This is a genomic window from Nocardia speluncae NBRC 108251, assembly GCF_001613245.1.
In the GTDB taxonomy this organism is placed as follows: Bacteria; Actinomycetota; Actinomycetes; order Mycobacteriales; family Mycobacteriaceae; genus Nocardia; species Nocardia speluncae.
Map to the genome: position 1 here is coordinate 26,019 of NZ_BDBZ01000012.1, position 26,019 is coordinate 52,037.

The window sequence follows — 26,019 nt, forward strand, 5'->3', positions numbered from 1 at the left end:
GCGGACCGCATGTACCAGCTTCGAAGGAGTCGCTGTGACCGACAGGGTGGCTGCCGTGGACTGCGGCACCAATTCGATTCGCCTGCTGATCGCCGATATCGGCGCCGACGGCACGCTGACCGATGTGCATCGGGAGATGCGGATCGTGCGGCTGGGCAAGGGCGTGGACGCGACCGGCAGGCTCGACCCGGCGGCGATCGAACGCACCCGGGTGGCGCTCGCCGACTACGCGACGCTGATGGCCGGGTACGAGGTGCGACGAGTGCGGATGGTCGCCACCTCCGCGACCCGCGACGCGGCGAACCGGGAAGATTTCTTCGCGATGACCCGCGCCGAACTGGGTCGGGTGGTGCCGGGAGCCGAGGCCGAGGTGATCACCGGCGACGAGGAGGCGCGACTGTCGTTCGCCGGCGCGGTGGGCGAATTGCGTCCCGAGGACGGTCCTTTCGTGGTGGTCGATCTGGGCGGCGGTTCCACCGAACTGGTGATGGGGGACAGCACCGGTGTGCGGGCGGCGTTCTCGGCCGATATCGGCTGTGTGCGGGTCACCGAACGGTGCCTGCACGCAAATCCGCCGACCGCCGGCCAGGTGTCGGCTGCCCGTGATTTCGCGACCGAACGGCTCACCGAGGCTTTCACCCATGTGCCGGTGGACGGTGCGCACACCTGGGTCGGGGTGGCCGGCACGATGACCACACTCGCTGCCCTCGCTTTGGACCTGCCCGAATACGATTCCGCGAAAACACATCTCGCGCGGATCGAGCTGCCGGAACTGAACGCGGTCTGCGACCGGTTGATCGGGATGGATCACGACGAGCGGGCCGCGCTGGGCCCCATGCATCCCGGGCGGGTGGATGTCATCGGTGGCGGTGCCGTGATCACCGAAGTGCTGGCGGCCGAACTTGGCGAGCGGGCCGGTATCCGGGCACTGGTCGTCAGCGAACACGACATTCTGGACGGTATCGCCCAGTCGATCGCCTGACAGTGGTGCGCCGGGCGGCGCGAACGATCGGCGATACCGGTTCGGTGCGGTATGCCACGCGGCCGGTGTGGTTCGTGGCACAGTCGGAGGATGTCGGAAGCACCCTCCACGGCGGTCCCCGGCCGAACTTTCTTCGGGCACCCGATCGGCCTGGTCAATCTGTTCGGGGTGGAGCTGTGGGAGCGGTTCTCGTTCTACGGCATGCTCACGATCCTGGGCTACTACCTGTATTACGAAACCACCGAGGGCGGTCTCGGGCTCGACCAGAACGCCGCGGTCGGGCTGGTAGGCGCCTACGGCGGGCTGGTCTACCTGTGCACCGTGCTCGGCGGATGGGTGTCCGACCGGCTCATCGGGATGGAACGCACCGTTTTCTACGGCGGGGTCGTGGTGATGGCCGGGCATATCGCCCTTGCGCTGATTCCCGGACTGGCCGGGGTCGGCATCGGCCTGGTGCTCGTCGCCTTGGGGAGCGGCGCGCTGAAATCGAACGCGTCCGCGCTGCTGGGCACCCTGTACCCGAAAGGTGACGCGCGGGTCGACGGTGGTTTCACGCTGTTCTATCTGGGAATCAACCTGGGTGCCTTCGTCGGGCCGTTGCTCACCGGTCTGCTGCAGGAGGAATGGGGTTTCCACGCCGGCTTCGGGGCGGCCGCGGTCGGGATGGCGCTCGGGCTGATCCAGTACGTGGTGTTCCGGCGCAATCTCGGAACCGCCGGCCGCGACGTACCCGATCCGCTGCCACGCCGCGCGCTCGTGCCGCTGGTGGGGTTGTTGCTCGTCGCGATCCTGGTGATCGTGGCTCTGGTGGTGAGCGGCCTGGTCACCATCGGCAATCTGCCGGATGTCACCACCGCGCTCATCGTGGTGGCCGCCGTCGCGTACTTCGCCGTATTGCTCACCCACCGCCGGGTCACCGCGGTCGAACGGAGCCGGGTGTGGGCGTTCGTGCCGCTGTTCCTGGCGAATGTGGTGTTCTGGGCACTGTTCCAGCAGATCTTCACCGTGCTGGCGGTGTATTCCGACGAGCGGATGAACTGGAATATCTTCGGCTGGACGGCGCCGTCGAACTGGATCGGTTCGGTGGAACCGGTGTGGATCATCGCGCTGTCGCCGCTGTTCGCGCTGCTGTGGACGAAGCTGGGGGACCGGTCACCGAGCACGCCCCGCAAGTTCGCGTTCGGTGTGATGGGTATGGGGGCGGCGTTCCTGCTTTTCGTGCCGATGGCGGGAACCACCGGCAAGGCGGTGCCGGCGTTGCTGGTGCTGTTCATCATGGCGGTGTTCGCGGTCTCGGAGCTGCTGATCTCCCCGATCGGGCTGGCGGTCACCACGCAGCTGGCGCCCGAGCATTTCCGGGCCCAGATGATGGCGCTCTACTTTCTGTCGGTGGCGCTGGGCACCACACTTTCGGGTGTACTGGCCCGGTTCTACTCGCAAGATGCCGAATTCGCCTACTTCGGGATCACCGGTCTGGTGGCAATCGCGGCCGGCGTGGTGATTGCGGCGTTGTCGTCGTGGATAACCCGATATATGTCGGGAGTGCACTAGCGTTCCCGATACTGGCGCCAGAAGAACGAGGAGGCCGCCGTGACGACCCCGAAAAGCCGCAGTTCGCTGTTCCGCACCAAATCGGTGGAGCAGTCGATCCGTGACACCGACGAACCGGGCACGAAACTCCGCAAGGAGCTCACCTCGTGGGACCTCGCGATCTTCGGGGTCGCCGTTGTCATCGGCGCCGGTATTTTCACCCTCACCGCCCGTACCGCCGGCAATGTGGCCGGGCCGTCGGTATCGCTGGCGTTCGTCTTCGCCGCCATCGCGTGCGGGCTCACTGCGCTGTGTTACGCCGAGTTCGCCTCGACCGTGCCGGTGGCCGGCAGCGCGTACACGTTCTCCTACGCGACTTTCGGTGAACTCGCCGCCTGGATCATCGGCTGGGATCTGCTGCTGGAGTTCGCGCTCGCCGCCGCCGTGGTTTCCAAGGGGTGGTCGCAATATCTCGGTCAGGTGTTCGATCAGGGCGCCGCTGTCGTCGATATCGGCGGGGTGAGCTTCGATTGGGGCGCGGTACTGCTGATCGCGGTCCTCACCACGCTGCTCGCGCTCGGCACCAAATTGTCCTCGCGCGTTTCGGCGGTGGCCGTGGCGATCAAGATCGGGGTCATCCTGCTCGTGATCATCGTCGGACTGACGTTCTTCGACTCTGCCAACCTGACCCCCTTCATCCCGGAATCGGTGCCCGGCGAGGAAGGCTCCGGACTGACCCAATCGCTGTTCTCCTGGGTGACCGGCGGCGGTAACAGCAGCTTCGGCTGGTACGGCCTGCTCGCCGCGGCGAGCCTGGTATTTTTCGCGTTCATCGGCTTCGATGTGGTCGCGACCGCGGCCGAGGAGACGAAGAACCCGCAGCGCGACCTGCCGCGCGGCATCCTGGGCTCGCTGGTCGTCGTGACCATCCTGTACGTGGCCGTGACGGTGGTTCTCACCGGGATGGTGCCCTACACCGAACTCGCCGGCGACAACGCCACCTTGGCCACTGCCTTCGAAGTGCACGGCGCCACCTGGGCCCACCGGATCATCTCCGTCGGCGCGCTGGCCGGGCTGACCACTGTCGTCATGGTGATGCTGCTCGGTCAGACCCGGGTGCTGTTCGCCATGTCGCGGGACGGGCTCACCCCGCGCTGGTTCGCCAAAACCGGTTCGCGCGGGACGCCGGTGCGGATCACGGTGACCGTCGGCGTCGTTTGTGCGATTCTGGCCGGATTCGTGGACTTCGGAACGCTCGAGGAAATGGTCAACATCGGCACCCTCTTCGCTTTCCTGCTGGTCTCCATCGGTGTGGTGGTCCTGCGCCGCACCCGCCCCGACCTGCCGCGCGGTTTCCGCGTCCCGTTCGTGCCGTGGGTACCGATATTGGGGGTGCTGGCCTGCCTGTGGCTGATGGTGAATCTTTCCGTGGAAACCTGGCTGCGTTTCGTAGTCTGGATGCTGCTCGGTTTGGTGATGTACTTCGCATACGGCCGGCGGCATTCGCTGCTCGGCAAGTCCGCTTCCGAACAGGGGTGATGGCGATGCGTCTACCGTGGCGGTTGTTCCGGCGCCGGGACGAACCGAACATCTTCGAGCCACATCGAACCGATGCCTCGGGTACCGATCTGGTGGTGGAGTGGATCGATGCGGTCACCACCGGCCTGGCCACGGCCCCGCCCGGGCCGCCCGAAGCGGCTCCGGCCCGGGTCTGCGACGGTATGTTCACGGCCGCCACGATCGTCGCGGTACTCATCGACAAGATCGCCGACCGGACCGAGTACCGGGTGGCGAACAACCGCTGCATGGCCTCGGCGGTGGATTTCATGAAGGTGCTGGGCGAGGACACGCTGCGCCGCTACCGCATCGACGGAGTGCAGCCGGTGGGCTGGGAGAACCTCGGCCCGGAGATGGACGAGGCGCTGATCGCCCGCCGCCTGGGCCGGTTGGGTGAGGCGCTGCAATTGGCCCTGCTGGCGGTGACGACGGATTACGATCTGTCCGACGACGTTCGTGAGGCGGCAGAGGAATCGGGTTTGCTGGCCGCGGATGTACTGGTCGAGGCATGCCAGGCGATTCAGACAGATCCCACCAGGTGACTCACTTGCGCCGGGTATTCCGGTACGGGTGTACGAGTCGGTAGTGTGTGGTCCGCACGCCCCCATAGCCCAATTGGCAGAGGCAGCGGACTTAAAATCCGCCAAGTGTGGGTTCGAGTCCCACTGGGGGCACAGCTGCGCCGCACGGAGAGTTGCCCGGGTGACACCGGTGCCCGTCTCTGCTTCGGTCCGCTGAACGTCAGCAGCGGCCGACTCCCCGAGGTGAGCCGGGCGCGTGTCGCTAGGACCGCGGGGTGGATTCGGGCCGCTTCTTGTACACCCCGCGGCCCACCTGCAGGTAGGAGAGGCGGTCGGCCGCGCGGGTGCTGAACCGCCGGACGATATCGAAGACGTGGGCGTCCTTGCCGATGACGACCCGGCCCTTCCCCTTCATCGTCGCGTCGACCATCCGCCGCGCGACATTCTCGGGTTTCGCCGCGAACCCCTCGGCCAGCTTCTCCGGCGCCCCCATCTGCTGGGAGACCTGGCGTACGAGATCGGTCCACACCGTCCCGGGCAGCACCGTGGTGACGGTGACCTTCGAGCTGCCACGCAGATCCTGAGCCAGTCCGTAGCTGAACAACGCGAGCGCGGCCTTCGATGCGCCGTACACCGCGGAGCCCGGGAACGGCGCGATCGCCGACAGGCTCGAGGTGTTCATGATGGCGCCCGCCGGGCGTGCCTCGAGGTGCGCCAGGAAGGCGCGCGACATCCACACCGCACCGAAGAAGTTCACGCGCATCAACGTTTCGATCCGGTCGTCGCTGATACCGGCGAGAGTCTGCAGGTTCTGCGGGATTCCCGCGATATTGAACAACCCGTCCACCTGTCCGTGTGCCGCGATCACGGTATCGGGGAACGCGGCCACCGCGTCACGGTCGGCGATATCGAGTCGATAGGCAGTGAAACGGCTGGGGTCCGAGGCCAGTGCTGCGGTGCGGGCCAGGGCCTGCTCGTCGAGGTCGGCGCCGGCCACAGTCGCGCCGCGGCCGATCAATTCCAATGCCACGCACCGCCCGATACCGTTTCCGGCTCCGGTGACTACGAAGACGTTTCCCGCGACCTGCATGCTCGATCTCCCGTTGTGTTCGCTGGACAGCTGTCCGAACGTATCAGCTGAATCGTGCACGATGTCGTCGTCATGCCGCGCATCGGGCATAGTCGGGTTGTGCCGAACACCAGAGCGCCACGAATTCATCTGGGCCCCGATCACGAGACCGCCCTGGCCGGTGCGGTCGAGCGCGGCGGCGGCGTCCTGGTCCCGCTCGCCGACGCGGACGCGGTGGTCTGGGCGCAGGGCCCGGACACGTTCCCCGCCGAGCTCCCGGATTCGGTCCGCTGGGTGCAACTGCCCTCCGCCGGCATCGAATCGTGGCTGGCGGCCGGACTCGTCGACCGGCGGCGGATCTGGACCTCCGCGGCCGGCGCGTACGCGGGCAATGTCGCCGAGCACGCGACCCTGCTGCTGCTCGCCGGGGTGCGCGGGCTCGCCGAACAGGCGCGAGCGACCTCCTGGCGTAAGGCGGAATTCGATACAGGTGTCGGCACCCTGCGCGGCGCGACGGTGGCGATCGTCGGCTGTGGCGGTATCGGCCGGGCGATGATTCCGCTGCTCACCGCGTTCGGTGCGGAAGTTCTGGCGGTGACTCGATCCGGAATCCCGGTGCCGGGTGCGGCGGAAACGGTGGACGCGACCCGCACATCCGAAATATGGGCACGGGCAGACCATTTCGTTATCGCCGCCCCCGCGACCGCGGACACCGCGCATCTCGTGGATGGGGACACGCTGGCACAGATGAAGCCGACGTCGTGGATAGTGAACGTGGCCCGTGGTGTCCTGATCGATACCGAGGCACTGGTGGGCGCGCTCCGCGACAACACGATCGGTGGTGCCGCGCTCGACGTCACCGATCCCGAGCCGTTGCCCGCCGGCCACCCGTTGTGGACGCTGCCCAATGCGCTGATCACACCGCATATCGCCAATCCCGCAAACGGGCTCACCAGGGCACTGGCCGATCATGTGGCGGCCAACGTCGAACGCTTCGCGACCGAGGGGCGGCTGCTAGCGGTGATCGACACCGAGCGCGGCTATTGAGATGTGGTCCTGCTCTGCCTTCAGGCGGAACTCGGAATACCGGCCGGAACCGAGCGCGGCCTGCCCGGGCGTTGACGCCGTTCGATGCATTGCCGCAACGTCGGCAACGGGTCGCCGCCTGCGCGCGTGAGGTCACGCTCGCGGGCCGCGCCGTTCGCGGTGGTCGCGCGACGATCGGTGGTGATTCACGACAGCACCGCAGTATTCTCCGGCGACATGCCTGCCCGATTCGGGTGGGAGCGCAGGCCCGCGCGGGGTAGTTTCTGCCTATGACGGATCCGTCGTACAACTATGGACGGCAGGACCCTTACCGACAGGGTCACCAACAACAGCCGGGGTACCCGCAGCAGCCCGGGTACCCCGAGCCGCCGGGGTATGCGGAGCAGGCGGGTTATGCGGAACCGGCAGAGCCGAAGGTCAATCTGGGCCGGCTGTGGGCGGGCGGGCTCGGCACCGCCGTGGTGGTGGCCCTGGTCATCGTGGTCGCCATCATGCTGGTACGCGGCATCCTGAACATCGCGGTGCTCTCCCCGGAGGGTGCGGGCGCCTACGGTACGGTCTCCACCACCTCGTACGCGATCGCCGGCGCCGCCGCCGCGATCGCCGCCACCGGCCTGCTGAACCTACTGCTGGCGCTGATGCCGAATCCACTGCAGTTCTTCTACTGGATCACCGGCCTGGTCACAGCGCTGGCGGTCCTGCTGCCGTTCACCCTGGTGGCCGGGCTCGATGCCAAGATCGCCACGGCCGCGATCAACCTGATCGCCGGCCTGTGCATCATCACGCTGCTGGGGTCGATCGGGGCGGGCGCAATCGTCCGGCGACAGCAGTACTGATTCAGGGCCGGCCGGGCCGCACCCGGACCAGCTGTTTGCCGAGGTTCGCCCCGTCGAACAGCCGTTGCAGGGCGGCGGGGGCGTTCTCCAGGCCGTCGACGATATCTTCGGTCCAGCGCAGTTCGCCCGCGGAAACCCACCCGGCCAGCTTCGCCAGTGCCGCCGGGAACATCTCGGGATGGTCGAAGAAGAGGAAACCCTCCATCCGGGCGCGACGGAACGCCAGCTGCATGTAGTTGGCCGGGCCCGCTCCGTAGCCGTCGGCGGTGTAACCCGAGGAAATGGAGCCGCACAGGGCGATCCGGGCATGCACGGCCAGATTGTCGAGTGCCTGTTCCAGCAGAACGCCGCCGATATTGTCGAAGACCGCGGTGAGGCCGTCGGGCGCGAAATCGCGTAGCCCGGCCCGGACATCGTCGGTGCGATAGTTCAGGCAGGCGTCGAATCGTGCAGTATCGCGTACCCAGCCGGTCTTCCGGGCGGACCCCGCGGTGCCGATCACTTCGGCGCCGGCCAGCCGGGCTATCTGCCCCGCGAGCGAACCGACGCTGCCGGCTGCTCCGGTGACCAGCACAGTATCGGCTTCCGAGACCCGCAGCACCTCGTTCATCCCGATGTAGGCGGTCAGCCCGCTGACGCCGAAAACCGTCAGCATATGGCGGGGTTCGATACCCGGCGGTACCGGATTCACGCCGAACAGGCCGCTGGTGCGGGCGAGGACGTACTCTTGCCAGCCGAGTTCGCCGTAGACCCACTGCCCCTCCGGTAGGTCGGGGTTGCGGGATTCGATAACCCGGCCCACTCCGCTGCCGCGCATCACGGCACCGATATCCACCGGCCGGGTGTAGGCCGGTGCGGGGTTGAGCCAGGTGCGCTGGGTCGCGTCTATCCCGAGCCAGAACACTTCGATCAGCGCCTCGCCCCCGGCCGGAACCGGCCGGGGGACGGTGTGCATGGCGAAGGTGGTGGCGGTGATTCCGGCGACGGGCCGGTCCCGGAGGATTATCCGGCGGCAGGTTCGGGCAGGCACCGGCCAGTCTTACCAGGAGTGGGAGAGCTCGCCGAACGATTATTCTGAATAACCCTGTGATCTGGGAATATGATGTTTCGGAGGGGTTGTATTCACGGTGATCGCAACCGGTGTCACGGTGGCTCCGGCGCCGTAATCTCGGATCTCCGGTCCAGGTTCGGGAGCACACCGTCATGATCAAGTTACTTGTTTTCACCCTTGTGGGTATCGGCGCGCAGATCGTCGACGGCACACTCGGGATGGCCTTCGGTGTCACCGCGACGACGCTGCTCGTGCTCAGTGGTACCGGTGCCGCGCATGCGAGCGCGGCGGTGCATTTCGCGGAGGTCGCGACCACGCTGGCCTCGGGCATCTCGCACTGGCGGTTCGGCAATGTCGACTGGAAGATGGTGCTTCGACTGGGCGTCCCCGGCGGTGTCGGCGCCTTCCTCGGCGCCACCGTGCTCTCCCGGATCTCCACCGAGGCCGCCGAACCGGTGACCGCGGGAATTCTGCTGGCGATCGGCGTTTTCCTGGTCGTCCGGTTCTCGTCCCGGCCGCCGCTGGAGATCGCCGCTTCGGAGAAGGCCGCGCATTCGGCGAAATTCCTGACCCCGCTCGGCTTGTTCGGTGGTTTCATCGATGCCAGCGGCGGTGGCGGCTGGGGACCGGTCACCACCAGCACGCTGCTGACCACCGGCCGGGCCGCTCCCCGCCGGGTGATCGGTACGGTGAGCGCCTCGGAGTTCATCGTCTCGGCGTCGGCCAGCGTGGGATTCCTGCTCGGCCTCGGCTCGGAATTCTTCGACAATCTGCTGATCATCGCCGGTCTGGCGCTGGGCGGGGTGCTGGCCGCTCCGCTCGCGGCTTGGCTGGTGAGCCGGGTGGCTCCGGCGGTACTCGGTACCGGTGTCGGTGGTGTGCTGGTGCTGACGAACGTGCGCACTCTGTTCAAGACCTTCGGTATCGAGGGCGCGCCGCGCACGATCGCCTACGTGGTGATCGTGGTCGCGGCGATCGCGCTCACCGTGTACGCATGGAAGAAGTCCCGTGCGGCGCGCGCCGCGGACCCGGCGACCGGCGATAAAGGTCAGGTGAGCGCCGATGCGGGCCCCGAGAGCGATGGTGGCGAGCCTGCGCAGACCGGTTCCCGGTCGCAAGGAAATGAAGAAAGCCCCGAGCCGGCGGAAGTGCCGGTCAGGTAGGGCTCTGCGCGAGACACGACCCCCTGGGAATCATCGGTCCGTCAGTACCTGCTCGGTCGTGACCGGGCCGGTGGTCTTGCGGGGGCGGCCGGGCGCCCACGCACCCAGTACGAACGCCATCACCACGGTCAGGATTCCGAGGGCCAGCGAAGCCTGCTGGGCTCCGTGGACGAAGGCTTCCTTGGCGAAATCCGCCAGCGGTGCGGCGACCGGGCCGGCCTGCTCGGTGACCTCCAGTGCCGCGGCGAGCGAATCGCCGACCGGCCCGCGTGCCTGCTCGGGAAGGCTGGGCAGGGCCGGCGCGATCCGGTCGGTGTAGCCGACGGCCAGGATACTGCCGGATACCGCGATCCCGATGGCGGCGCCGACCTCCCGGGACGCATCGTTGACCGCTGACGCGACTCCGTGCTTCTCCGGTGGCGTGCCGTTGATGATGGCGGCGGTCGCGGGCGCGGTGCACAGGCCGAGTCCGGTGCTGAGGATCAGCAGCGGCCACAGGACATCGGTATAGGTGCTGTCCACGGTGGTGCGGGAGACCAGGATGAGTGCGATGCCGACGCAGAGCAGTCCGATGAATGTCGGCAGTCGCAGGCCGAAACGTTCGGCCAGCCGGGGTGCGAAGATCGAGATGCCGATGAGGGGCGCGATCATCGGTGCCATCGCCAGCGCCGACATGAGCGGTGAATAACCGAAGATCAACTGCATGTACTGGACGAACAGCAGGAAGTAACCGAACGCCACCAGGAACTGCACGCCGACGCTCACCGCCCCGCTGCCGAAGCCGCGGTCGGCGAACAGCCGGACATCCAGCAGCGGATGCGGAACCCGCAGTTCCACCGTCGCGAATCCCGAAGCGGCAAGTACCCCGGCGCCGAACAGGCCGAGAACCAGGGGATCCGCCCAGCCGCGCACCGGTGCCTCGATCGCCCCGACCACGACGGCTCCGACGGCGACGGACGAGGTGATCCCGCCCCAGAAGTCCAGTGGCGGACGTAGTTCGTCCACCGATTCGGGCACGGTGCAGCCGGCGACCGCGAGGACGGCGCCGGAGATGGTCATCGCGAGGAAGATCGCTTGCCACGACCACACTTGCAGCAGTAGTCCGGAGCCGAGAATCCCGATGACGGCGCCGCCACTGACCACACCGGCCCACAATCCCACCGCGACCCCGCGCTTCTCGGCGGGAAAACCACCGGTCAGCAGCGACAGTGTGGACGGCATGACCAACGCCGCGCCGATTCCGGCGACTGCGCGGGAGGCGATGATCCAGTTCGGCTCGTCCAGCAACAGCGGTATCGCGGAGGCGATCGCGAAGATGCTCAGCCCGAGCACCATCATGATCCGGCGGCCGTACCGGTCACCGAGTGCACCGGAGAACAGGACAAGGCAGGCCAGCGCGAGGGTGTAGCCGTCGACCACCCAGGTGAGTTGCTGCTGGCTCGCGCCGGTATCGGCCGCGATCTCCGGCAGCGCCGTATACAGGGCGGCCATCGCGGCGATGACCAGCGCGACGGCCATGGAGGACAGCGTCAGCAGCCAGATGTGGGCCCGGGACAGGCGCGTATCGGCAGACGTCATGGTCACCTCTCGACGGGAGGAAACAAGCGGTTGCTTCTTTTCATGATCAGAGCACAGTTACCGGTGGCCACCTTCGGTGATCTCCGTCACGATAGTGTTCGCGCTGGTCATCATGCCGTCCGCGGTCGCCGGGCCGGAAGGGGGCGCTCAGGCCGGGCGGCGCCGGCGACGGCACGAATTCGGGCCGTCCCGTTGCGGCCCGCGTGGCTACCCTGGGGCGGGTGAAGGCAGATTCCGCGCTCCTGGTTCCGGTCGCCGCCCAGCTGGACGACATCACCTGTATCGGCCCGGAAGCAGACCCTGCCCCAGTGGGCCTGGCGCCGGCGGAGATCGCCGCGATCTGGGAGTCGGTACGCGACTGGTACCGGCTGGGGGGCACACCGGCGATCCAGGTATGCCTGCGCCGCAACGGGAAGGTCGTGCTGAACCGGGCGATCGGCCACGGGTGGGGCAACGCGCCGGGCGACAGCCCGGACGCGGAGCGTAGCGCGGTGACCACCGAATCGCCGTTCTGCGGTTTCTCCACCGCGAAGGGCGTTTCCGCGGCGGTGATGTTCCTGCTCATCGAACAGGGGGCGTTCGGCTACGACGATCGGGTCAGCGACTACATCCCCGAGTTCGCGGCGAACGGTAAGGCGGCGATCACCATCGGCCAGGTGCTCGCCCATTCCGCCGGGGTACCGTTCGTGACCCCGCCTTTCCGCGGCCACGAAATGACCTTCGACGAAGAGCTCTGCCTTCGTGGGCTGGCCGCGCTGAAACCGAGTTATCCACCGGGCCGGTTCCGCGTCTACCACGCTTTGACCAGCGGCTTGATTCAGCGGCTGCTGGTTCAGCGGGCCACCGGTAAACGGATTCGGGATCATCTGTCCGAACGGATACTTGACCCGCTGGGGTTCCGCTGGACGAACCTGGGCGTGCGACCCGAGGATGTGGACGCGGTAGTACCGAGCGTGAAGACCGGGCCGCCGCCGTCGCGGCTCGCCACGTTTGTCGCGGATAAGGCGCTCGGCGGCGGATTCGCGAAGGACGCGGTGAACCGGGAATCCAATCGTGCGTTTCTCACCGCGGAACTGCCGTCGGGAAATCTCGTGACAACCGCTGCCGAACTCGCGCGCTTCTACGAGATCCTGGCGCGGGGTGGTGAACTCGACGGGGTCCGGGTCATGCGCCCGGAAACCGTGCGCGAGATGGTGCAGCCCGCGCAGCGGGTGCCCGGTGTCGCCGGGCGGGTGAGCCGTGGCGGATACGAATTGGGCGGGCGCCGTTCGAAATTCGGACACGATACCACCGCGCATTTCGGGCGCAGCGGATTCACCACCCAGTACGGCTGGGCCGATCCGGAGCGCGGGCTCGCCGGCGCGATCTTGACCAGCGGAAAATCGTCGATCGACGGAGATCGGCCCTGGCAGCTCGTGGCCCAGATCTCCGCCGCGTGCCCGCCGCTACCGTCGGCCCAGCGGATCTTCGACCTCTGACCCCCTTCTGCTGTGCGGGAGCCGCCGGTTGTCGCAGGGGCACGGGTGTTCTGTGTCGTTGCACCGCGGGTGGCGCCGCCGCCCGCGCACGCCGCGTATTCGCGTGACCCGCTCCGGCGCTGGGACGGTGCGCGGATCAGTGCACGATAGAGGCGATATGGTGCCGGAGCACCCGATCCGCCGTACCTTCACGGGCGCCGTGCGGGTAGACCAGTTCGAATGCCAGTCCGCTGAGCAGGGTGACCAGCCGCTCGGTCTCGATTTCGATATCGGCCGTACCCACTCGCTCCAGTGCCTCGGCAACGATGGCACGCTCGTGTTCCCCCAGCCCGCGGGTCTCCGCGTCCAGCCCGCCCACCAGCCGTGCGTTCGCGATCAGTTCGGTGCGTACCAGCAGGTCGCGATGGTCGGCGAGACCCAGGAGCAGGGCACGCGCGACGGCCTCGAGGTAGTTGCGCCGGCTCGCCACGGTGGTCGGCGGGTGGGCTGCCTCGGCCGCGGTAAGCAGGCGGTCCCGGCGCAGTTCGAGTGTTTTGGCGGCGGTCATCAGCATCCCGTAGCGGTCGCCGTACAGCAGGCGCAGGGTTTTGCCGTCGACGCCGGATCGGTCTGCCACCCGCCGCGGGGTTGTCTCGCCTACGCCGCGGGTGGCGATCAACTCCAGAATCGCGTCGAGCGCGGCTTCTCTTTCACTGGTCATGAGGATTGATCCGTGTCGGTGGGTCGGTGCCCGGGGTTCACCAGTGGGTCCCGGGCACCCAGCGGGCGGCGCGGCGCAGGACAGTTCCGGTGCCCCGCACCGCTCTCGCTCGTACGCGGGGGAGTGGGCCCGATGCCCGGGGGCTCGCGGGGAGTTCGTCGTCTTCGGGGATACCGGTCTCCACGTCGCGCACCATGGTGAGCCGCGACTGGGGTAGCGGTTCGGCCTGTTCGCCGCGGGCGGCCGGGGAATCGGGGATCATCCGGTAGTAACGGTGCAGGACGAGATCGCGGATGCGCGGGGCGAAGAGGGCGCCGTATTCGCCGAGGGTGCCGACCGGGACGTCGATACGGCGCGGGCGTTCGGTCAGGGCCCGGACAATGGTCGCGGCAGCCCATTCCGGTGTTTCGGCCGGGCCCTGATTACCGGTGGGAGCGATCATCGGGGTGCGGACCAGCGGCATGTGGATGGTGGTGAAGGTGACACCGTCGGCCATGGTCTCCACCGCCGCCACCTCCGTGAATTTGTCCAGCGCGGCCTTACTGGCCAGGTAGGCGGAATACCGCGGGGTGGCCACTTGCACGCCGGCGCTGCTGATGTTGACGATATGGCCGAATTTTCGTTCCCGCATCTGCGGGAGCAGTGCCAGCGTGAGCCGCAGTGCGCCGAAGTAGTTGACCGCCATGGTGCGTTCGTAATCGTGTAGCCGGTCGGTGGAGCGGTGGATGGCCCGGCGGATGGAGCGGCCGGCGTTGTTGACGAGCATATCCACGTGGCCGTGTTCGGCCGTGACTTTCGCCAGGGTCGCTTCGACGGACGCGGAATCGGTGATATCGCAGGGGTATCCGTGGGCGGCGCCGCCACCGGCCCTGATCTCGTCCACCGCGGCGGTGAGTTCGTCCGCGCGGCGGGCGAGCAGCAGCACCACCGCACCTTTCTCAGCGACCGCCGTTGCCGCCGCCCGGCCGATCCCGGACGAGGCGCCGGTGATGAGGACGTGGCGTCCGGTGAGGTCGCGTTTGCCGCGGTGGGTTCCGTTTGCGCTCATCATCAGCCCCTCTGTGCAGGTCTACCCCGGCCGAACTTACTCCAAAGTAAGAAAGCGCGCCAGGTCGAATCTGTTCGAAAACGAGTTCGAATACCCTCTCGCTATTCGAACGTATGTGCGATACTTGGGTCCATGACGGACGATCGGATGGCGGATATCTATGCCGCGGTGCGGCTCGGCGGCGTGAATCGAGAGACGGCGCGGCAGGCGCTGCGAATGCTGTGGGATCAACTCGGTACGGACGGGGAACCGCTGCACCGGAGCGTGGTCGCCCACCACCTGGCCGACCTCCAGGACACGGCCGAGGGGGCACTGCTCTGGGATACTCGGGCGCTCGACTCGGCGTTCGTGCCCGGTATCCCGCTCGGCGACGGACTGCTCGGATTCCTGCCCTCGCTGTATCTGAGCCTGGCCGACAGTCACCGGCTGGTCGGCGACTTCGATGTGGCCCGGATGCAGCTGGCCCTGGCCCGCGGGCATGCAAGCGTCCTCGCCGACGATGCCTACGGGCGAGTGATCCGGGCCGGAGTGGATCATGTCGCGACCCTGCTGGCCGCCGAGTCCACCGATCGGGTGGCCTGCTGAGGTGGCATATGGGCTGGAGTAACGGCCCGCCCAGCTGGGCGGAGCTGGAACGGGTGCTGTCCGGTCGCGCCAGGCCCGAGCAGTCACCCGGTGACGGCGGCGACGCCCCGGCGTGGAGCCGCAGTCGCGGTGAATACCGGGCCGAACCGCTGGTCCGGCCGGCGGGCCCGATGGTTCCTTACGCGGAACTGCATGCGCATTCGGCGTTCAGTTTCCTCGACGGTGCCTCGCCGCCGGAGGAGATGGTCGCCGAGGCCGCGCGGCTGGGTCTGTCGGCTGTCGCGCTGACCGATCACAACGGTTACTACGGGGTGGTGCGGTTCGCCGAGGCCGCCGCCGAATACCGTATGCCCACGGTGTACGGGGCGGAACTCACCCTAGTGGAATCCGTTATACCGCAAGCTGATTCGGAGATTCATGTCGGTTCCGCGCGGTTCCGCAGCGGTGACGACCCGGTGCTTCGCAGTGGTACCGGACCAGTGCGGAGCGCGGGTACCGCTCCGCTGATTACGGACTCCCCGCCTCGTACCGGCGCCCCGGACCCGGAAGGGGAGCATCTACTGGTGCTGGCGCGCGGGCAAGAAGGCTACCGGCGGCTGTCCCGGCAGCTCGCGGCGGCGCATATGGCAGCGGGAGAGAAGGGGATCCTGCGCTACGACCTCGACACGCTCACCGCGGCGGCCGGCGGGCACTGGCAGATACTCACCGGATGCCGTAAAGGTCGCATGCGGCGGGCGCTGGAACAGGACCTTGCGGACGGTGGGCAACCGCTGCGCACCGAGGCGGTCCTGCGCGACCTGTGCGAGCGTTTCGGTGCCGACCGGGTCACGGTGGAACTCACCCGCTACGGACTGCCGGGCGACGATGAGCGCAACAGCGCCCTCGCCGCGGTGGCAGAACGGGCGGGAATCCCCGTGGTGGCGACCACCGCCGCCCATTTCGCGACCCCCGCCCACGGGCGTCGGGCTGCCGCGCTGGCCGCCATCCGGGCCCGGCGCAGCCTCGACGACCTCGCCGGCTGGCTCGCCCCCACCGGCGGCACACATCTACGTTCAGGCGCGGAAATGGCCGGTCTGTTCGAGGAATTCCCGGCTGCGGTATCGAATTCGGTACTCCTCGCGCGGGAGTGCGCATTCGATTTGAAGTTGATCGCGCCGCAGCTGCCGCCGTTCGATGTGCCCGCCGGATACGACGAGAACTCCTGGCTGCGTGAACTCACCCTGCGCGGCGCCGCCGACCGGTACGGATCACCCTCCCGGAACCCGGCCGCTTACCGGCAGCTCGAACACGAACTCGCCGTGATCGAGCAACTCGGGTTCCCCGGCTACTTCCTGGTGGTGCACGATATCGTGCGGTTCTGCCACGAGCACGACATCCTGTGCCAGGGACGGGGCTCGGCCGCCAACTCCGCGGTCTGCTTCGCCATCGGGATCACCAATGTCGATCCGGTGGCCAACAAGCTGTTGTTCGAACGTTTTCTCTCCCCGGAACGGGACGGGCCGCCCGATATCGATGTGGATATCGAATCGGACCGGCGCGAGGAGGCGATCCAATACGTGTACCGCAGATACGGCCGGGAGTATGCGGCGCAGGTGGCGAATGTGATCACCTATCGCGGGAAATCCGCGGTGCGTGACGCCGCCCGCGCGCTGGGTTTCGCTCCCGGCCAGCAGGACGCCTGGAGCCGGCAGGTGAGCCGGTGGACCGGGGTGGGCGCGGAAACCGGCACCGATATCCCCGCGCCGGTACTGGAACTGGCCGCCGATATCGAAGGTCTGCCGCGGCATCTGGGAATCCATTCCGGCGGAATGGTGATCTGCGACCGGCCCATCGCCGACGTATGCCCGGTGGAATGGGCGCGGATGACCGGGCGCAGCGTGCTGCAATGGGACAAAGACGATTGTGCGACAGCGGGTTTGGTGAAGTTCGACCTGCTCGGTCTGGGTATGCTTTCCGCGCTGCACTACATGATCGATCTGGTGCGCGAACATATCGGGGTGACGGTCGAACTGCACACCCTGGACCTCACCGAACCCGCCGTGTACGAAATGCTGTGCCGCGCGGATTCGGTCGGGGTTTTCCAGGTGGAATCCCGAGCGCAGATGGCGACCCTGCCACGATTGAAACCGGAGAAGTTCTTCGATCTGGTGGTCGAGGTCGCACTGATCCGGCCCGGCCCCATCCAGGGCGGTTCGGTGCACCCCTATATCCGCCGCAAGAACGGGCTCGAAAAGGCCACCGTCGATCACGAGGCCCTGCGGAACTCGCTCGAACGCACTCTCGGCGTACCGCTGTTCCAGGAACAGTTGATGCAGATGGCGGTCGACGTCGCCGGATTCACCCCGGTGGAAGCCGATCAACTGCGCCGCGCCATGGGGTCGAAACGCTCCCCGGAGAAGATGGAACGGTTACGCGACCGGCTGTACCAGGGAATGCGCGACCTGCACGGGATAACCGGCGGACTTGCCGACCGTATCTACGAGAAACTACTCGCGTTCGCGAATTTCGGTTTCCCGGAAAGTCATTCACAGAGTTTCGCCGCCCTGGTGTTCTACTCCGCCTGGTTCAAACTGCACTATCCCGCGGCGTTCTGCGCCGGATTGCTGCGGGCGCAGCCGATGGGGTTCTATTCCCCGCAGTCACTGGTCGCCGACGCCCGCCGGCACGGGGTCGCGGTGCACGGCCCGGATATCAACGCCAGCCCGGCCGAAGCCACGCTGGAACAGCGGGGCACCGAGTTGCGGCTTGGCCTGGCGGCGGTACGCGGTATCGGCTCGGAGCTCGCGGGCAAAATCGTGGCGGCACGTGCGGAAGGTGGCCCCTACACATCTTTCCTGGACCTCACCGGACGCGTGGAAATGACCGTTCCGCAAGCGGAATCGCTGGCCACCGCGGGTGCGCTGGGATGTCTGGGGTATTCGCGCCGGGAAGCGTTGTGGGCGGCCGGAGCGGCCGCGGGTGAACGTGCCGGTCGGCTCCCCGGAACCGGCGCTTCGACCAGCACACCCGCCCTGCCCGGTATGAGCGACCTCGAACACGCCGCCGCCGACGTCTGGGCCACCGGGATTTCACCGAACAGCTATCCCACCCAGTTCCTGCGCCCCCGCCTCGACGCACTCGGCGTGATCCCGGCCGCCGGCCTGCTCGCGATCTCCGACGGAACCCGGGTCCTGGTCGGTGGTGCGGTCACCCACCGGCAGCGGCCCGCCACCGCCGGTGGGGTCACCTTCCTGAACTTGGAAGACGAAACCGGCATGGTGAACGTGGTGTGCTCGGCCGGTCTGTGGACGCGGTACCGCCGGCTCGCCCAGGGAGCGACAGCGCTGCTCATCCGTGGGCGGGTACAGAACGCCGAAGGGGCGGTGAGCATCTACGCCGAACAACTCCGCCGCCTGGATATGCGTATCGGTTCCCGCTCCCGCGACTTCCGTTAGCTGTGTTTGTTTGCCTCGCCTCCGGCGCCGCGGGCCCGGCGTTCGGGTACCGGATCCCGGAACACGCATTACGCTGCCAGCATGCGAAGGCTCGGGGTGTTGTTCGTGGTCCTGTGTGGTTCGATGTTGCTGACCGGGTGCGGTGGCGATTCCGACTCCACCGGAGCGGCTCCGTCGGCGGTGGAAAGCGGCGCACCCGCCGCGGCCCCCGGGTTCCGGATCCAGCAGGCACCTGCCCGGGAACAGGCACCCGCGCCGGACAACGGGCCGCAGGTCACCGACCGCAAGGAAGTCGTTACGGGGAGCGTGGATCTCACCGCCGCCGATCCGATCGCCGCCGCCCAGACCCTGGCCGACCGCGTGATCCGGCTGGACGGGCGGATCGATCAGCGCACCGAGAATCCCGGTACCGAGGACAACGATCCGCACGCGAATCTGGTCATCCGGATCCCGGCCGGCGAAACCGACGCGTTCATCGAAGGTCTCGGGGAGGTCGGCGAGGTCACCGAGATCAGCACCAACCGTGACGACGTCACCCTCCAGTGGCAGGACCTCGATGCCCGGATCACGGCCCTGCGCGCCTCGGCCGACCGGCTCCGCGACCTGATGGCCCGCGCCGCCAACACCGCCGACCTCATCGCCGCGGAGGAGGCCCTCGCCGACCGCCAGGCCGAACTCGACAGCCTCACCGGCCAGCGCCGCTACCTCGACGACCAGATCACCCTGTCCACGCTGACCATCGATATCGGCACCACCGCGGAGAAGAAGGGTGATACCGGACCCGCCAACTTCTGGGACGGTGTGATCGACGGGTGGAATTCGCTGATCGACTGGTTGAAGAACGCCGTGGTGTTCGCCGGGCAGGCACTGCCGTGGCTGGGCTTCCTCGCCGTGCTCGGCGCGATCGTCGCGGCGGTCTTCCGGATTTTCCGGGGACGGCGCAACAAACCCCGCACCGCCAGTGCGGTCGCGCCCCGCCCGGAATCCGCGCGTGCCGAAACCCCCACCGCTGCGCCGGCCGACGAGCCCGGTATCCCCGCAGTATCGGCGGAGGAGCCCGGCGCAGTTGCGGACACCAAGTCCGGATCTGCGGACAAGCCCGGCGGATCGGCCGGAGACTAGCGCGCACATGCCGACCACTGTGCGCGCGCTGATCAAGCCGAACAGTCGCAAAGGCCCGCTGGTGGAAGAACTGCCCGACGGCACCCTGCAACTATGGGTGCGGGCGCCGGCGGTCGAGGGCAAGGCGAACAAGGCCGCAGTCGAACTGCTCGCCGATCATTTCGGGGTCCCGAAGAGCGCGGTGCGCCTCACTGCGGGTGCGACCGCCCGGCACAAGAGGTTCGAGATCGGCTGAGCTCGCAGGGGGCGGACTCCGGGCCGCGCCGGGTTTGCGTGTCAGACCGCGCCCGGGAACCCGTGCTGGCGCCACGCCTCGTACACCCCGACCGATGCCGCGTTGGCGAGGTTCATCGACCGGCGTCCCGGCAGCATCGGGATGCGAACCTCTCCGGTGATGTGGTCGTCGGCGAGCACCTCGGCCGGTAGCCCGGAGGGTTCGGCGCCGAAGAGCAGCACGTCACCGGGCCGGTAGGCGACCTCGGTGTGCACGGTGGCCGCCCTCGTCGTGAACGCGTACACCCGCTCGGGCCGCAGCCGCGACCATGCCGTGGCCAGATCCGGATGGACGGTGACCGACGCCAGGTCGTGGTAGTCCAGCCCGGCTCGCCGCAGCTTGGCCTCCGACAGGTCGAAGCCGAGCGGCTCGATCAGATGTAACTCGCTGCCGGTGCCGGCAGCCAGCCGGATCGCATTACCTGTATTGCCCGGTATGCGCGGTTCGTGGAACATCAATCGGAACACAGCCGACCAGTCAACCAGGTGGGCTGAAGATGTGTTGGTCACAGCCCGGCGCTGAGGCGGTTTTCGGGTGGCGTACCGTTCCCCGACGGGCCACAGGCCCGAACGGACCTGCTCTGACCAGTTCGGACGCATACGGACCGCCGTTCCGCAAAGGCTCCGCGTTCCCTTCGCCTGGGGACCGGGCCCGGTCGGCTGCCTCGTGGTATCGCGCCTGTACTGCGCTGCGCGATAGCGCTGTTGGTGGTCGAATGGGCTGTCCGATCGACACTGGAGGGAGAAAGATGGCCGTGCTACAGGGCCAAGGGGGTTCTGGCGACGACGGGGCGGCGGCGGGTGACCCCGGTGGACCCGGCGGCCTCAGCCGGCAGCTGGCCAATCGGCATATCCAGCTGATCGCGATCGGCGGCGCGATCGGTACCGGTTTGTTCATGGGATCGGGGAAGACGATCTCGCTGGCCGGGCCCTCCGTGATCCTCGTCTACATGATCATCGGTTTCTTCCTCTTCTTCGTCATGCGGGCGATGGGGGAGTTGCTGCTGTCGAACTCCGGCTACAAATCCTTCGCGGATTTCGCGGGCGATCTGCTCGGCCCGTGGGCGGGGTTCTTCACCGGCTGGACCTACTGGTTCTGCTGGGTCGTCACCGGTATCGCCGATGTGGTGGCGATCGCCGGATATGTCGCGTTCTGGTGGCCGGACCTGCCGCTGTGGATTCCGGCGCTGGTCTGTATCACGGTGTTGCTGGTATTGAATCTGCCCACGGTGCGCGCCTTCGGCGAAACCGAGTTCTGGTTCGCGCTGATCAAGATCATCGCCATCGGTGCGCTGATCGTCACCGGTCTGGTGATGATCCTGACCGGATTCACCGGGGACAGCGGTACGCCGGCCTCGCTGGCCAACCTGTGGAACGACGGGGGCTTCTTCCCGACCGGCCCGATGGGGTTCGTCGCCGGATTCCAGATCGCGGTGTTCGCCTTCGTCGGTATCGAACTGGTGGGCACCACCGCTGCCGAGACCAAGGATCCCCAGCGCACACTGCCCCGCGCGGTGAATTCGATCCCCATCCGGATCCTGCTCTTCTACGTCGGCGCCCTCGTCGTGATCTGCGCGGTGACCCCGTGGCGTCAGGTATCGGCGGCCGAAAGCCCATTCGTGGCAATGTTCACCCTCGCCGGGCTCGGTATCGCCGCGAGCGTGGTCAACTTCGTGGTGCTGACCAGCGCGACCTCCAGCGCCAACTCGGGTATCTACTCGACCTCACGGATGGTGTTCGGCCTCGCGGGTGAAGGTAACGCGCCCGCGGTGTTCGGGAAGTTGTCGCCGCGCCGGGTCCCGGCCAACGCGCTGCGTTTCTCCTGCGCGTTCCTGCTGATCGGCGTGGTACTACTCTATGCCGGGCAGTCGATCATCGAAGCGTTCACAGTGGTCACGACCATCTCGTCGCTGTGTTTCATGTTCGTCTGGACGATGATCCTGGCCAGCTACCTCGCCTACCGCAAACGGCGACCGCAGCTGCACGCCGCATCGACATTCAAGATGCCCGGCGGGATCCCGATGGTCTGGGCCGTCCTGGCGTTCTTCGTTTTCATCGTCTGGGCGCTCACTCAGGAGAGCGATACCCTGCAAGCTCTGCTGGTGACACCGATCTGGTTCGTCGTCCTCGCGATCGCCTACCTGTTCGTGCGCCGCAGCCCGCACCACAGCGCGCTGCGGAAACAGCACAGGGAGAAGGTCCGGGCGGAGACCGCTGCGCTGCGCTGAATCGGTCCGGGCGGCCCCCTACCGGTACGAACCCGGTACGAAGGCGTCGCCCGCGACCGGGATCGCCGGGATGGGCAGATCCACTGCGCGTGCCGGGCGGTGCCGGCGGGTATCCGTTCCACCCGCACCGCACGAGACGGTGTCGCCTGGACCTTCGGCCTCTCCGCCCCGGAGTACGAACCGGTCGCGCAGACCTGAGCGGCCGAGTCTGGAACAATCGCATCCGTGACCGACGCCGAGACTGTGACCGAGGGCGATCCAGGCACCGGTAACCGCCTGGCCGGGTTCCTGCGCTGCCATCTGCCGATGGTGGTGGTCGTTGCGGTGATCGCGGTCGCCGTGGTTTTCGTCGCACAGGACCGGTGGCGGCGCGGCGCCTTCTTCTTCGGGAGCGCGACGTTGATCGCCGCCGCGTTCCGGCTGTGCCTGCCCACAGTGCGGGTGGGGTTGCTGGCGGTGCGCAGCAAACCGTTCGACGTGGGTGCGCTGACCCTGCTGGGCAGTGTGATCGTGTTCCTCGCCGCCACCATCAATACGCTCGGTGTGAGCTGAAACGATCCCCGCGCTCGGGCCATCCGAGCCACCACCTGCGGGTGCGCCCGCACGCCGAAGCGATCCCGAATCAGCGGTGGGTGCGGGCCAGGCCCATCGTCTGAGTCAGCAGCTTGCCGATGGCCTCGGCCTCGGTGAGGAAGGCATCGTGACCGTCGCGGGAGGCGATGACCTCGAAATGGCGGCAGCCCACCAGCCCCTCGGCCAGTTCCCGCTGGGTGTGCAGCGGGTACAGCCGGTCGGAGTCGATCCCGCCTACGATGCACGGTACTTCGGCGCGCGCCATCGCCGCCTCGATCCCGCCGCGACCGCGGCCGATATCGTGCCGGTTCATCGCCTCGCTCAGCAGCACGTAGGTGGCCGGGTCGAACCGTTTGCACAGCTTCTCGGCCTGGTATTCGAGATAGCTCTGCACCGCGTACCGGCCGCCTTCCCAGGGGTCTTCACCGGCCTGGGGGCTGTTGGCGAATCGGCTGTCCAACTCGATCTCGGTGCGGTAGGTGAGATGCGCGATCCGCCGGGCGATACCCATTCCGGCCATCGGGGCCCGACCGGTGCCGTGGTAATTACCGCCCTGCCAGTCGGGGTCGCTGGTGATGGCGGCGATCTGGGTGGTCTGCGTGCCGATCTGGTCCGCTGTCGCTCGGGCACCGACGGCGAGGACCAGTGCCGAAGCCAGGCGCTCGGGTGCGCACAGCATCCACTCGAGGACCCGCATACCGCCCATCGAACCGCCGACCGCCGCGGCCAGCCGGTCGATACCGAGCAGATCGAACAGCCGAACCTCGGCGTTCACCTGGTCGCGGATGGAGATCTCCGGGAAGCGTGCCCCCCACGGCTCGCCGTCGGGCGCCGGGGAACCGGGGCCGGTGCTGCCCTGACAGCCACCGAGCACATTGGTGGCGACCACACACCATTCGTCGGTGTCGATCGGCGCGCCCGGCCCGATCATCCCGTTCCACCAACCGGGTTGCGGATGGTCGGCATCGGGTTCGCCCACCACATGGGAATCGCCGGTCAGCGCGTGCTCGATCAGCACCACGTTGTCCATGGCCGGGGACAGTTCGCCCCAGCGCTGGACGAGCAGTTCGACCGCCGGTAGCCGGGCGCCGTTCTCCAGGGTGAGGTCGCCGATCTCGATCACGCCGGCTGTACCGCCGGGCGGTGGTAGCTGTGCCACGGGTGTTGCAGTGGACTGTTCGGAGCTCACCTTCACGCGATGGCTTCCGCCCGCTGGGCCGCGACCGGCGGCGATAGCCGGACCATATGAGTCGCGGCCGTGAAGTGGCCGGGGATACTGCCATCGGTCATATCGTGCTCCAGAAAATCGGGGGTTGCGCGCCGCGATACGGAGTGCCAGGGCCGAGGTGACCAGCACCGGCACATAACGGCGACCTCCTGACATGCGCTTGCTCCCGGCTTTCGGGAGCCCGGTCATCACCCGGAGCACCCCACCGCAGCTGGAGGGTTGCCGGCCAGCGAGCCGGGGCTTGGCGCTGGCACTCATGACCTGTTCCACATGGTAACCGTGGGCCCTGGCGGATCGAAATCGGCATACGGTGCCACCAGGTAATCTTGTGGCGCGACTCACTCTGTGAGATCTCACGGCCGGGGCTGGCTGCACCGTGCGATCACTACAAGCAGTACGCTCGTCTTGGTTACATCAGACGTCTCGTGGACAACGCGGGATGTATACGTTGTCTGTTGAACAGCTGGGGTCCGCTCACAAGCGTGTTCGCCTGGTTGTGCAATGAGGGCACCATCTTAGGAGGACACGAAGATCCATGTCCAAGATCAAGGTTGAAGGCACCGTCGTAGAACTCGACGGCGACGAGATGACTCGGATCATCTGGCAGTTCATCAAGGACAAGCTGATCCACCCGTACCTCGACCTGAACCTCGAGTACTACGACCTCGGCATCGAGTACCGCGACAAGACCGACGACCAGGTCACCGTCGACGCCGCGAACGCCATCAAAGCGCACGGTGTCGGCGTCAAATGCGCGACGATCACTCCTGACGAGGCCCGGGTCGAGGAATTCGGTCTCAAGAAGATGTGGCGGTCGCCCAACGGCACCATCCGCAACATCCTCGGCGGCACCATCTTCCGTGCGCCCATCATCATCTCCAACGTTCCGCGTCTGGTCCCCGGCTGGACCAAGCCGATCATCATCGGCCGTCACGCCTTCGGTGACCAGTACCGGGCCACCGACTTCAAGGCCTTCCAGGCCGGTACCGTCACCCTGACCTTCACCCCTGAGGACGGCAGTGAGCCGATCGTCCACGAGGTCGTGAAGATGCCGGAGGACGGCGGCGTCATCATGGGTATGTACAACTTCAAGAAGTCCATCGAGGATTTCGCGCGTGCCTCGTTCAACTACGGGCTGCAGCAGAACTACCCCGTCTACATGTCGACCAAGAACACCATCCTGAAGGCCTACGACGGCATGTTCAAGGACACCTTCCAGGAGGTGTTCGACGCCGAGTTCAAGACCCAGTTCGACGCGGCCGGCCTCACCTACGAGCACCGGCTGATCGACGATATGGTCGCCTCCTCCATGAAATGGGAGGGCGGCTACGTCTGGGCCTGCAAGAACTACGACGGCGATGTGCAGTCCGATACCGTCGCGCAGGGCTTCGGTTCGCTGGGTCTGATGACCTCTGTGCTGCTCACTCCGGACGGTCAGACCTGTGAGGCGGAGGCCGCGCACGGCACCGTCACCCGGCACTACCGCCAGCATCAGCAGGGCAAGCCGACCTCGACCAACCCGATCGCATCGATCTTCGCCTGGACCCGCGGCCTCGAGCATCGCGGCAAACTGGACAACACCCCCGAGGTGATCGGTTTCGCGCAGACCCTCGAGGATGTGGTCATCAAGACCGTCGAGGGCGGTCAGATGACGAAGGATCTCGCTGCGCTGGTCGGCGGCGACCAGGGCTACCTCACCACCGAGGAATTCCTCGCCGCGCTCGACGCCAACCTGGCGCGCGCGCTGCGCTGACAAACCCGCGGCCCCACGGCACCCGGCGTGCGCGCAGTACCGCACCCGGATCGTGGAGCCGCAGCCTTCTCCAGCGCACCGAGAACAGGGCTGTGTTCTCGGTGCGCTGTGTCTTTTTGCGGCGCCTGCGGCGCCGCGGGGTTTTGGCCCCCTTGGGACGGGCCAAAACCTTTCAGGGCCTCGTAGGCTCGGCACCGCCGTTGATTACGTTGGTCTATCGGAGACTCGCTGCACCCGGCACCGCCGTTGGTTTGTGCTGGTTC

At 67.3% G+C, this 26,019-nt stretch carries 23 protein-coding genes, 1 tRNA gene and 1 riboswitch; of the genes, 17 read left to right on the forward strand and 7 right to left on the reverse strand.

Features of this window, described 5'->3' with window-relative positions; genetic code table 11:
- The first annotated feature begins 34 nt into the window (after positions 1 to 34).
- From NS6_RS13360 to NS6_RS13380, 5 genes are all read left to right on the forward strand, one after another.
- Complete coding sequence (locus NS6_RS13360) at positions 35 to 982, forward strand: Ppx/GppA phosphatase family protein (protein ID WP_068041201.1); 948 nt, start codon at positions 35 to 37, stop codon at positions 980 to 982.
- 90 nt (positions 983 to 1,072) lie between these two features.
- Entirely contained in the window at positions 1,073 to 2,533 is a 1,461-nt protein-coding gene (locus NS6_RS13365; protein WP_068041203.1) for a peptide MFS transporter, read from the forward strand.
- 39 nt (positions 2,534 to 2,572) lie between these two features.
- The gene (locus tag NS6_RS13370; protein WP_068041206.1) at positions 2,573 to 4,051 is read left to right on the forward strand and encodes an APC family permease; all 1,479 of its coding nucleotides are present in this window, start codon (positions 2,573 to 2,575) and stop codon (positions 4,049 to 4,051) included.
- A gap of 5 nt (positions 4,052 to 4,056) precedes the next feature.
- Entirely contained in the window at positions 4,057 to 4,611 is a 555-nt protein-coding gene (locus NS6_RS13375) for a hypothetical protein (RefSeq protein WP_157112748.1), read from the forward strand.
- Between the two features lie 58 nt (positions 4,612 to 4,669).
- Positions 4,670 to 4,743, forward strand: a tRNA-Leu gene (locus NS6_RS13380).
- Between the two features lie 109 nt (positions 4,744 to 4,852).
- Here NS6_RS13380 and NS6_RS13385 read toward each other — a convergent pair.
- Entirely contained in the window at positions 4,853 to 5,770 is a 918-nt protein-coding gene (locus tag NS6_RS13385; RefSeq protein WP_307647548.1) for an SDR family NAD(P)-dependent oxidoreductase, read from the reverse strand.
- On the opposite strand from NS6_RS13385, the gene NS6_RS13390 reads away from it, so the two are divergent.
- Both NS6_RS13390 and NS6_RS13395 read left to right on the forward strand, forming a co-directional pair.
- Positions 5,753 to 6,706, forward strand: coding sequence for a D-isomer specific 2-hydroxyacid dehydrogenase family protein (locus NS6_RS13390; RefSeq protein WP_068041591.1), 954 nt, complete (start codon positions 5,753 to 5,755; stop codon positions 6,704 to 6,706). The two genes, NS6_RS13385 and NS6_RS13390, sit on opposite strands and share 18 nt — an antisense overlap.
- A 269-nt stretch (positions 6,707 to 6,975) precedes the next feature.
- On the forward strand, positions 6,976 to 7,542 hold the full coding sequence (locus NS6_RS13395; RefSeq protein WP_068041217.1) for a DUF6069 family protein: 567 nt from the start codon (positions 6,976 to 6,978) through the stop codon (positions 7,540 to 7,542).
- 1 nt (position 7,543) lies between these two features.
- Here NS6_RS13395 and NS6_RS13400 read toward each other — a convergent pair whose 3' ends face one another.
- Entirely contained in the window at positions 7,544 to 8,572 is a 1,029-nt protein-coding gene (locus NS6_RS13400; RefSeq protein ID WP_068041219.1) for an NADP-dependent oxidoreductase, read from the reverse strand.
- A gap of 173 nt (positions 8,573 to 8,745) precedes the next feature.
- Between NS6_RS13400 and NS6_RS13405 the strand changes: the two genes are divergently transcribed.
- The gene (locus NS6_RS13405) at positions 8,746 to 9,756 is read left to right on the forward strand and encodes a sulfite exporter TauE/SafE family protein (protein ID WP_068041220.1); all 1,011 of its coding nucleotides are present in this window, start codon (positions 8,746 to 8,748) and stop codon (positions 9,754 to 9,756) included.
- Positions 9,757 to 9,786: 30 nt separating this feature from the next.
- Here the strand turns inward: NS6_RS13405 and NS6_RS13410 are convergent, their stop codons facing one another.
- Complete coding sequence (locus NS6_RS13410; RefSeq protein ID WP_068041221.1) at positions 9,787 to 11,334, reverse strand: MFS transporter; 1,548 nt, start codon at positions 11,332 to 11,334, stop codon at positions 9,787 to 9,789.
- A 221-nt stretch (positions 11,335 to 11,555) separates the two neighbouring features.
- On the opposite strand from NS6_RS13410, the gene NS6_RS13415 reads away from it, so the two are divergent.
- Positions 11,556 to 12,812: a serine hydrolase gene (locus NS6_RS13415; protein WP_084471039.1), complete on the forward strand. Its 1,257-nt coding sequence runs from the start codon at positions 11,556 to 11,558 to the stop codon at positions 12,810 to 12,812.
- Positions 12,813 to 12,948: 136 nt separating this feature from the next.
- Here the strand turns inward: NS6_RS13415 and NS6_RS13420 are convergent, their stop codons facing one another.
- Both NS6_RS13420 and NS6_RS13425 read right to left on the reverse strand, forming a co-directional pair.
- Positions 12,949 to 13,512 (reverse strand): TetR/AcrR family transcriptional regulator, encoded by a 564-nt coding sequence (locus tag NS6_RS13420; RefSeq protein WP_068041222.1) that lies wholly within the window; start codon positions 13,510 to 13,512, stop codon positions 12,949 to 12,951.
- Positions 13,513 to 13,549: 37 nt separating this feature from the next.
- The gene (locus NS6_RS13425; protein WP_068041225.1) at positions 13,550 to 14,563 is read right to left on the reverse strand and encodes an SDR family NAD(P)-dependent oxidoreductase; all 1,014 of its coding nucleotides are present in this window, start codon (positions 14,561 to 14,563) and stop codon (positions 13,550 to 13,552) included.
- A gap of 129 nt (positions 14,564 to 14,692) precedes the next feature.
- Between NS6_RS13425 and NS6_RS13430 the strand changes: the two genes are divergently transcribed.
- The 4 genes from NS6_RS13430 to NS6_RS13445 all read left to right on the forward strand — a co-directional run bounded on the left by NS6_RS13430 (position 14,693) and on the right by NS6_RS13445 (position 19,936).
- Positions 14,693 to 15,145: a hypothetical protein gene (locus NS6_RS13430; protein ID WP_068041228.1), complete on the forward strand. Its 453-nt coding sequence runs from the start codon at positions 14,693 to 14,695 to the stop codon at positions 15,143 to 15,145.
- An 8-nt stretch (positions 15,146 to 15,153) separates the two neighbouring features.
- Positions 15,154 to 18,579 carry an error-prone DNA polymerase gene (locus NS6_RS13435; protein ID WP_068041233.1) on the forward strand — a complete coding sequence of 1,142 codons (3,426 nt, stop codon included), beginning with the start codon at positions 15,154 to 15,156 and terminating at the stop codon, positions 18,577 to 18,579.
- An 81-nt stretch (positions 18,580 to 18,660) separates the two neighbouring features.
- Complete coding sequence (locus NS6_RS13440; RefSeq protein WP_068041235.1) at positions 18,661 to 19,701, forward strand: DUF4349 domain-containing protein; 1,041 nt, start codon at positions 18,661 to 18,663, stop codon at positions 19,699 to 19,701.
- Between the two features lie 7 nt (positions 19,702 to 19,708).
- Complete coding sequence (locus tag NS6_RS13445) at positions 19,709 to 19,936, forward strand: DUF167 domain-containing protein (RefSeq protein ID WP_068041237.1); 228 nt, start codon at positions 19,709 to 19,711, stop codon at positions 19,934 to 19,936.
- A 41-nt stretch (positions 19,937 to 19,977) separates the two neighbouring features.
- Here the strand turns inward: NS6_RS13445 and NS6_RS13450 are convergent, their stop codons facing one another.
- Positions 19,978 to 20,442, reverse strand: a complete 465-nt coding sequence (locus NS6_RS13450) for a tRNA (cytidine(34)-2'-O)-methyltransferase (RefSeq protein WP_068041238.1) — start codon at positions 20,440 to 20,442, stop codon at positions 19,978 to 19,980.
- Between the two features lie 281 nt (positions 20,443 to 20,723).
- Between NS6_RS13450 and cycA the strand changes: the two genes are divergently transcribed.
- The 3 genes from cycA (at position 20,724) to NS6_RS13460 (ending at position 22,754) form a co-directional block, all read left to right on the forward strand.
- Positions 20,724 to 22,202, forward strand: a complete 1,479-nt coding sequence (gene cycA / locus NS6_RS13455) for a D-serine/D-alanine/glycine transporter (RefSeq protein WP_084471024.1) — start codon at positions 20,724 to 20,726, stop codon at positions 22,200 to 22,202.
- 99 nt (positions 22,203 to 22,301) lie between these two features.
- Entirely contained in the window at positions 22,302 to 22,400 is a 99-nt protein-coding gene (locus tag NS6_RS36455; protein WP_371859338.1) for a DUF6745 domain-containing protein, read from the forward strand.
- A 108-nt stretch (positions 22,401 to 22,508) separates the two neighbouring features.
- Positions 22,509 to 22,754, forward strand: coding sequence for a DUF3017 domain-containing protein (locus tag NS6_RS13460; RefSeq protein WP_068041600.1), 246 nt, complete (start codon positions 22,509 to 22,511; stop codon positions 22,752 to 22,754).
- 70 nt (positions 22,755 to 22,824) lie between these two features.
- On the opposite strand, the gene metX is transcribed toward NS6_RS13460, so the two are convergent.
- Positions 22,825 to 23,970 carry a homoserine O-acetyltransferase MetX gene (metX, locus tag NS6_RS13465; protein ID WP_371859339.1) on the reverse strand — a complete coding sequence of 382 codons (1,146 nt, stop codon included), beginning with the start codon at positions 23,968 to 23,970 and terminating at the stop codon, positions 22,825 to 22,827.
- 184 nt (positions 23,971 to 24,154) lie between these two features.
- Positions 24,155 to 24,265, reverse strand: a riboswitch (SAM riboswitch).
- Positions 24,266 to 24,538: 273 nt separating this feature from the next.
- On the opposite strand from metX, the gene NS6_RS13470 reads away from it, so the two are divergent.
- A complete protein-coding gene (locus NS6_RS13470; protein ID WP_068041244.1) occupies positions 24,539 to 25,756 on the forward strand; it encodes an NADP-dependent isocitrate dehydrogenase in 1,218 nt (405 codons plus the stop codon).
- Positions 25,757 to 26,019 lie beyond the last annotated feature (263 nt).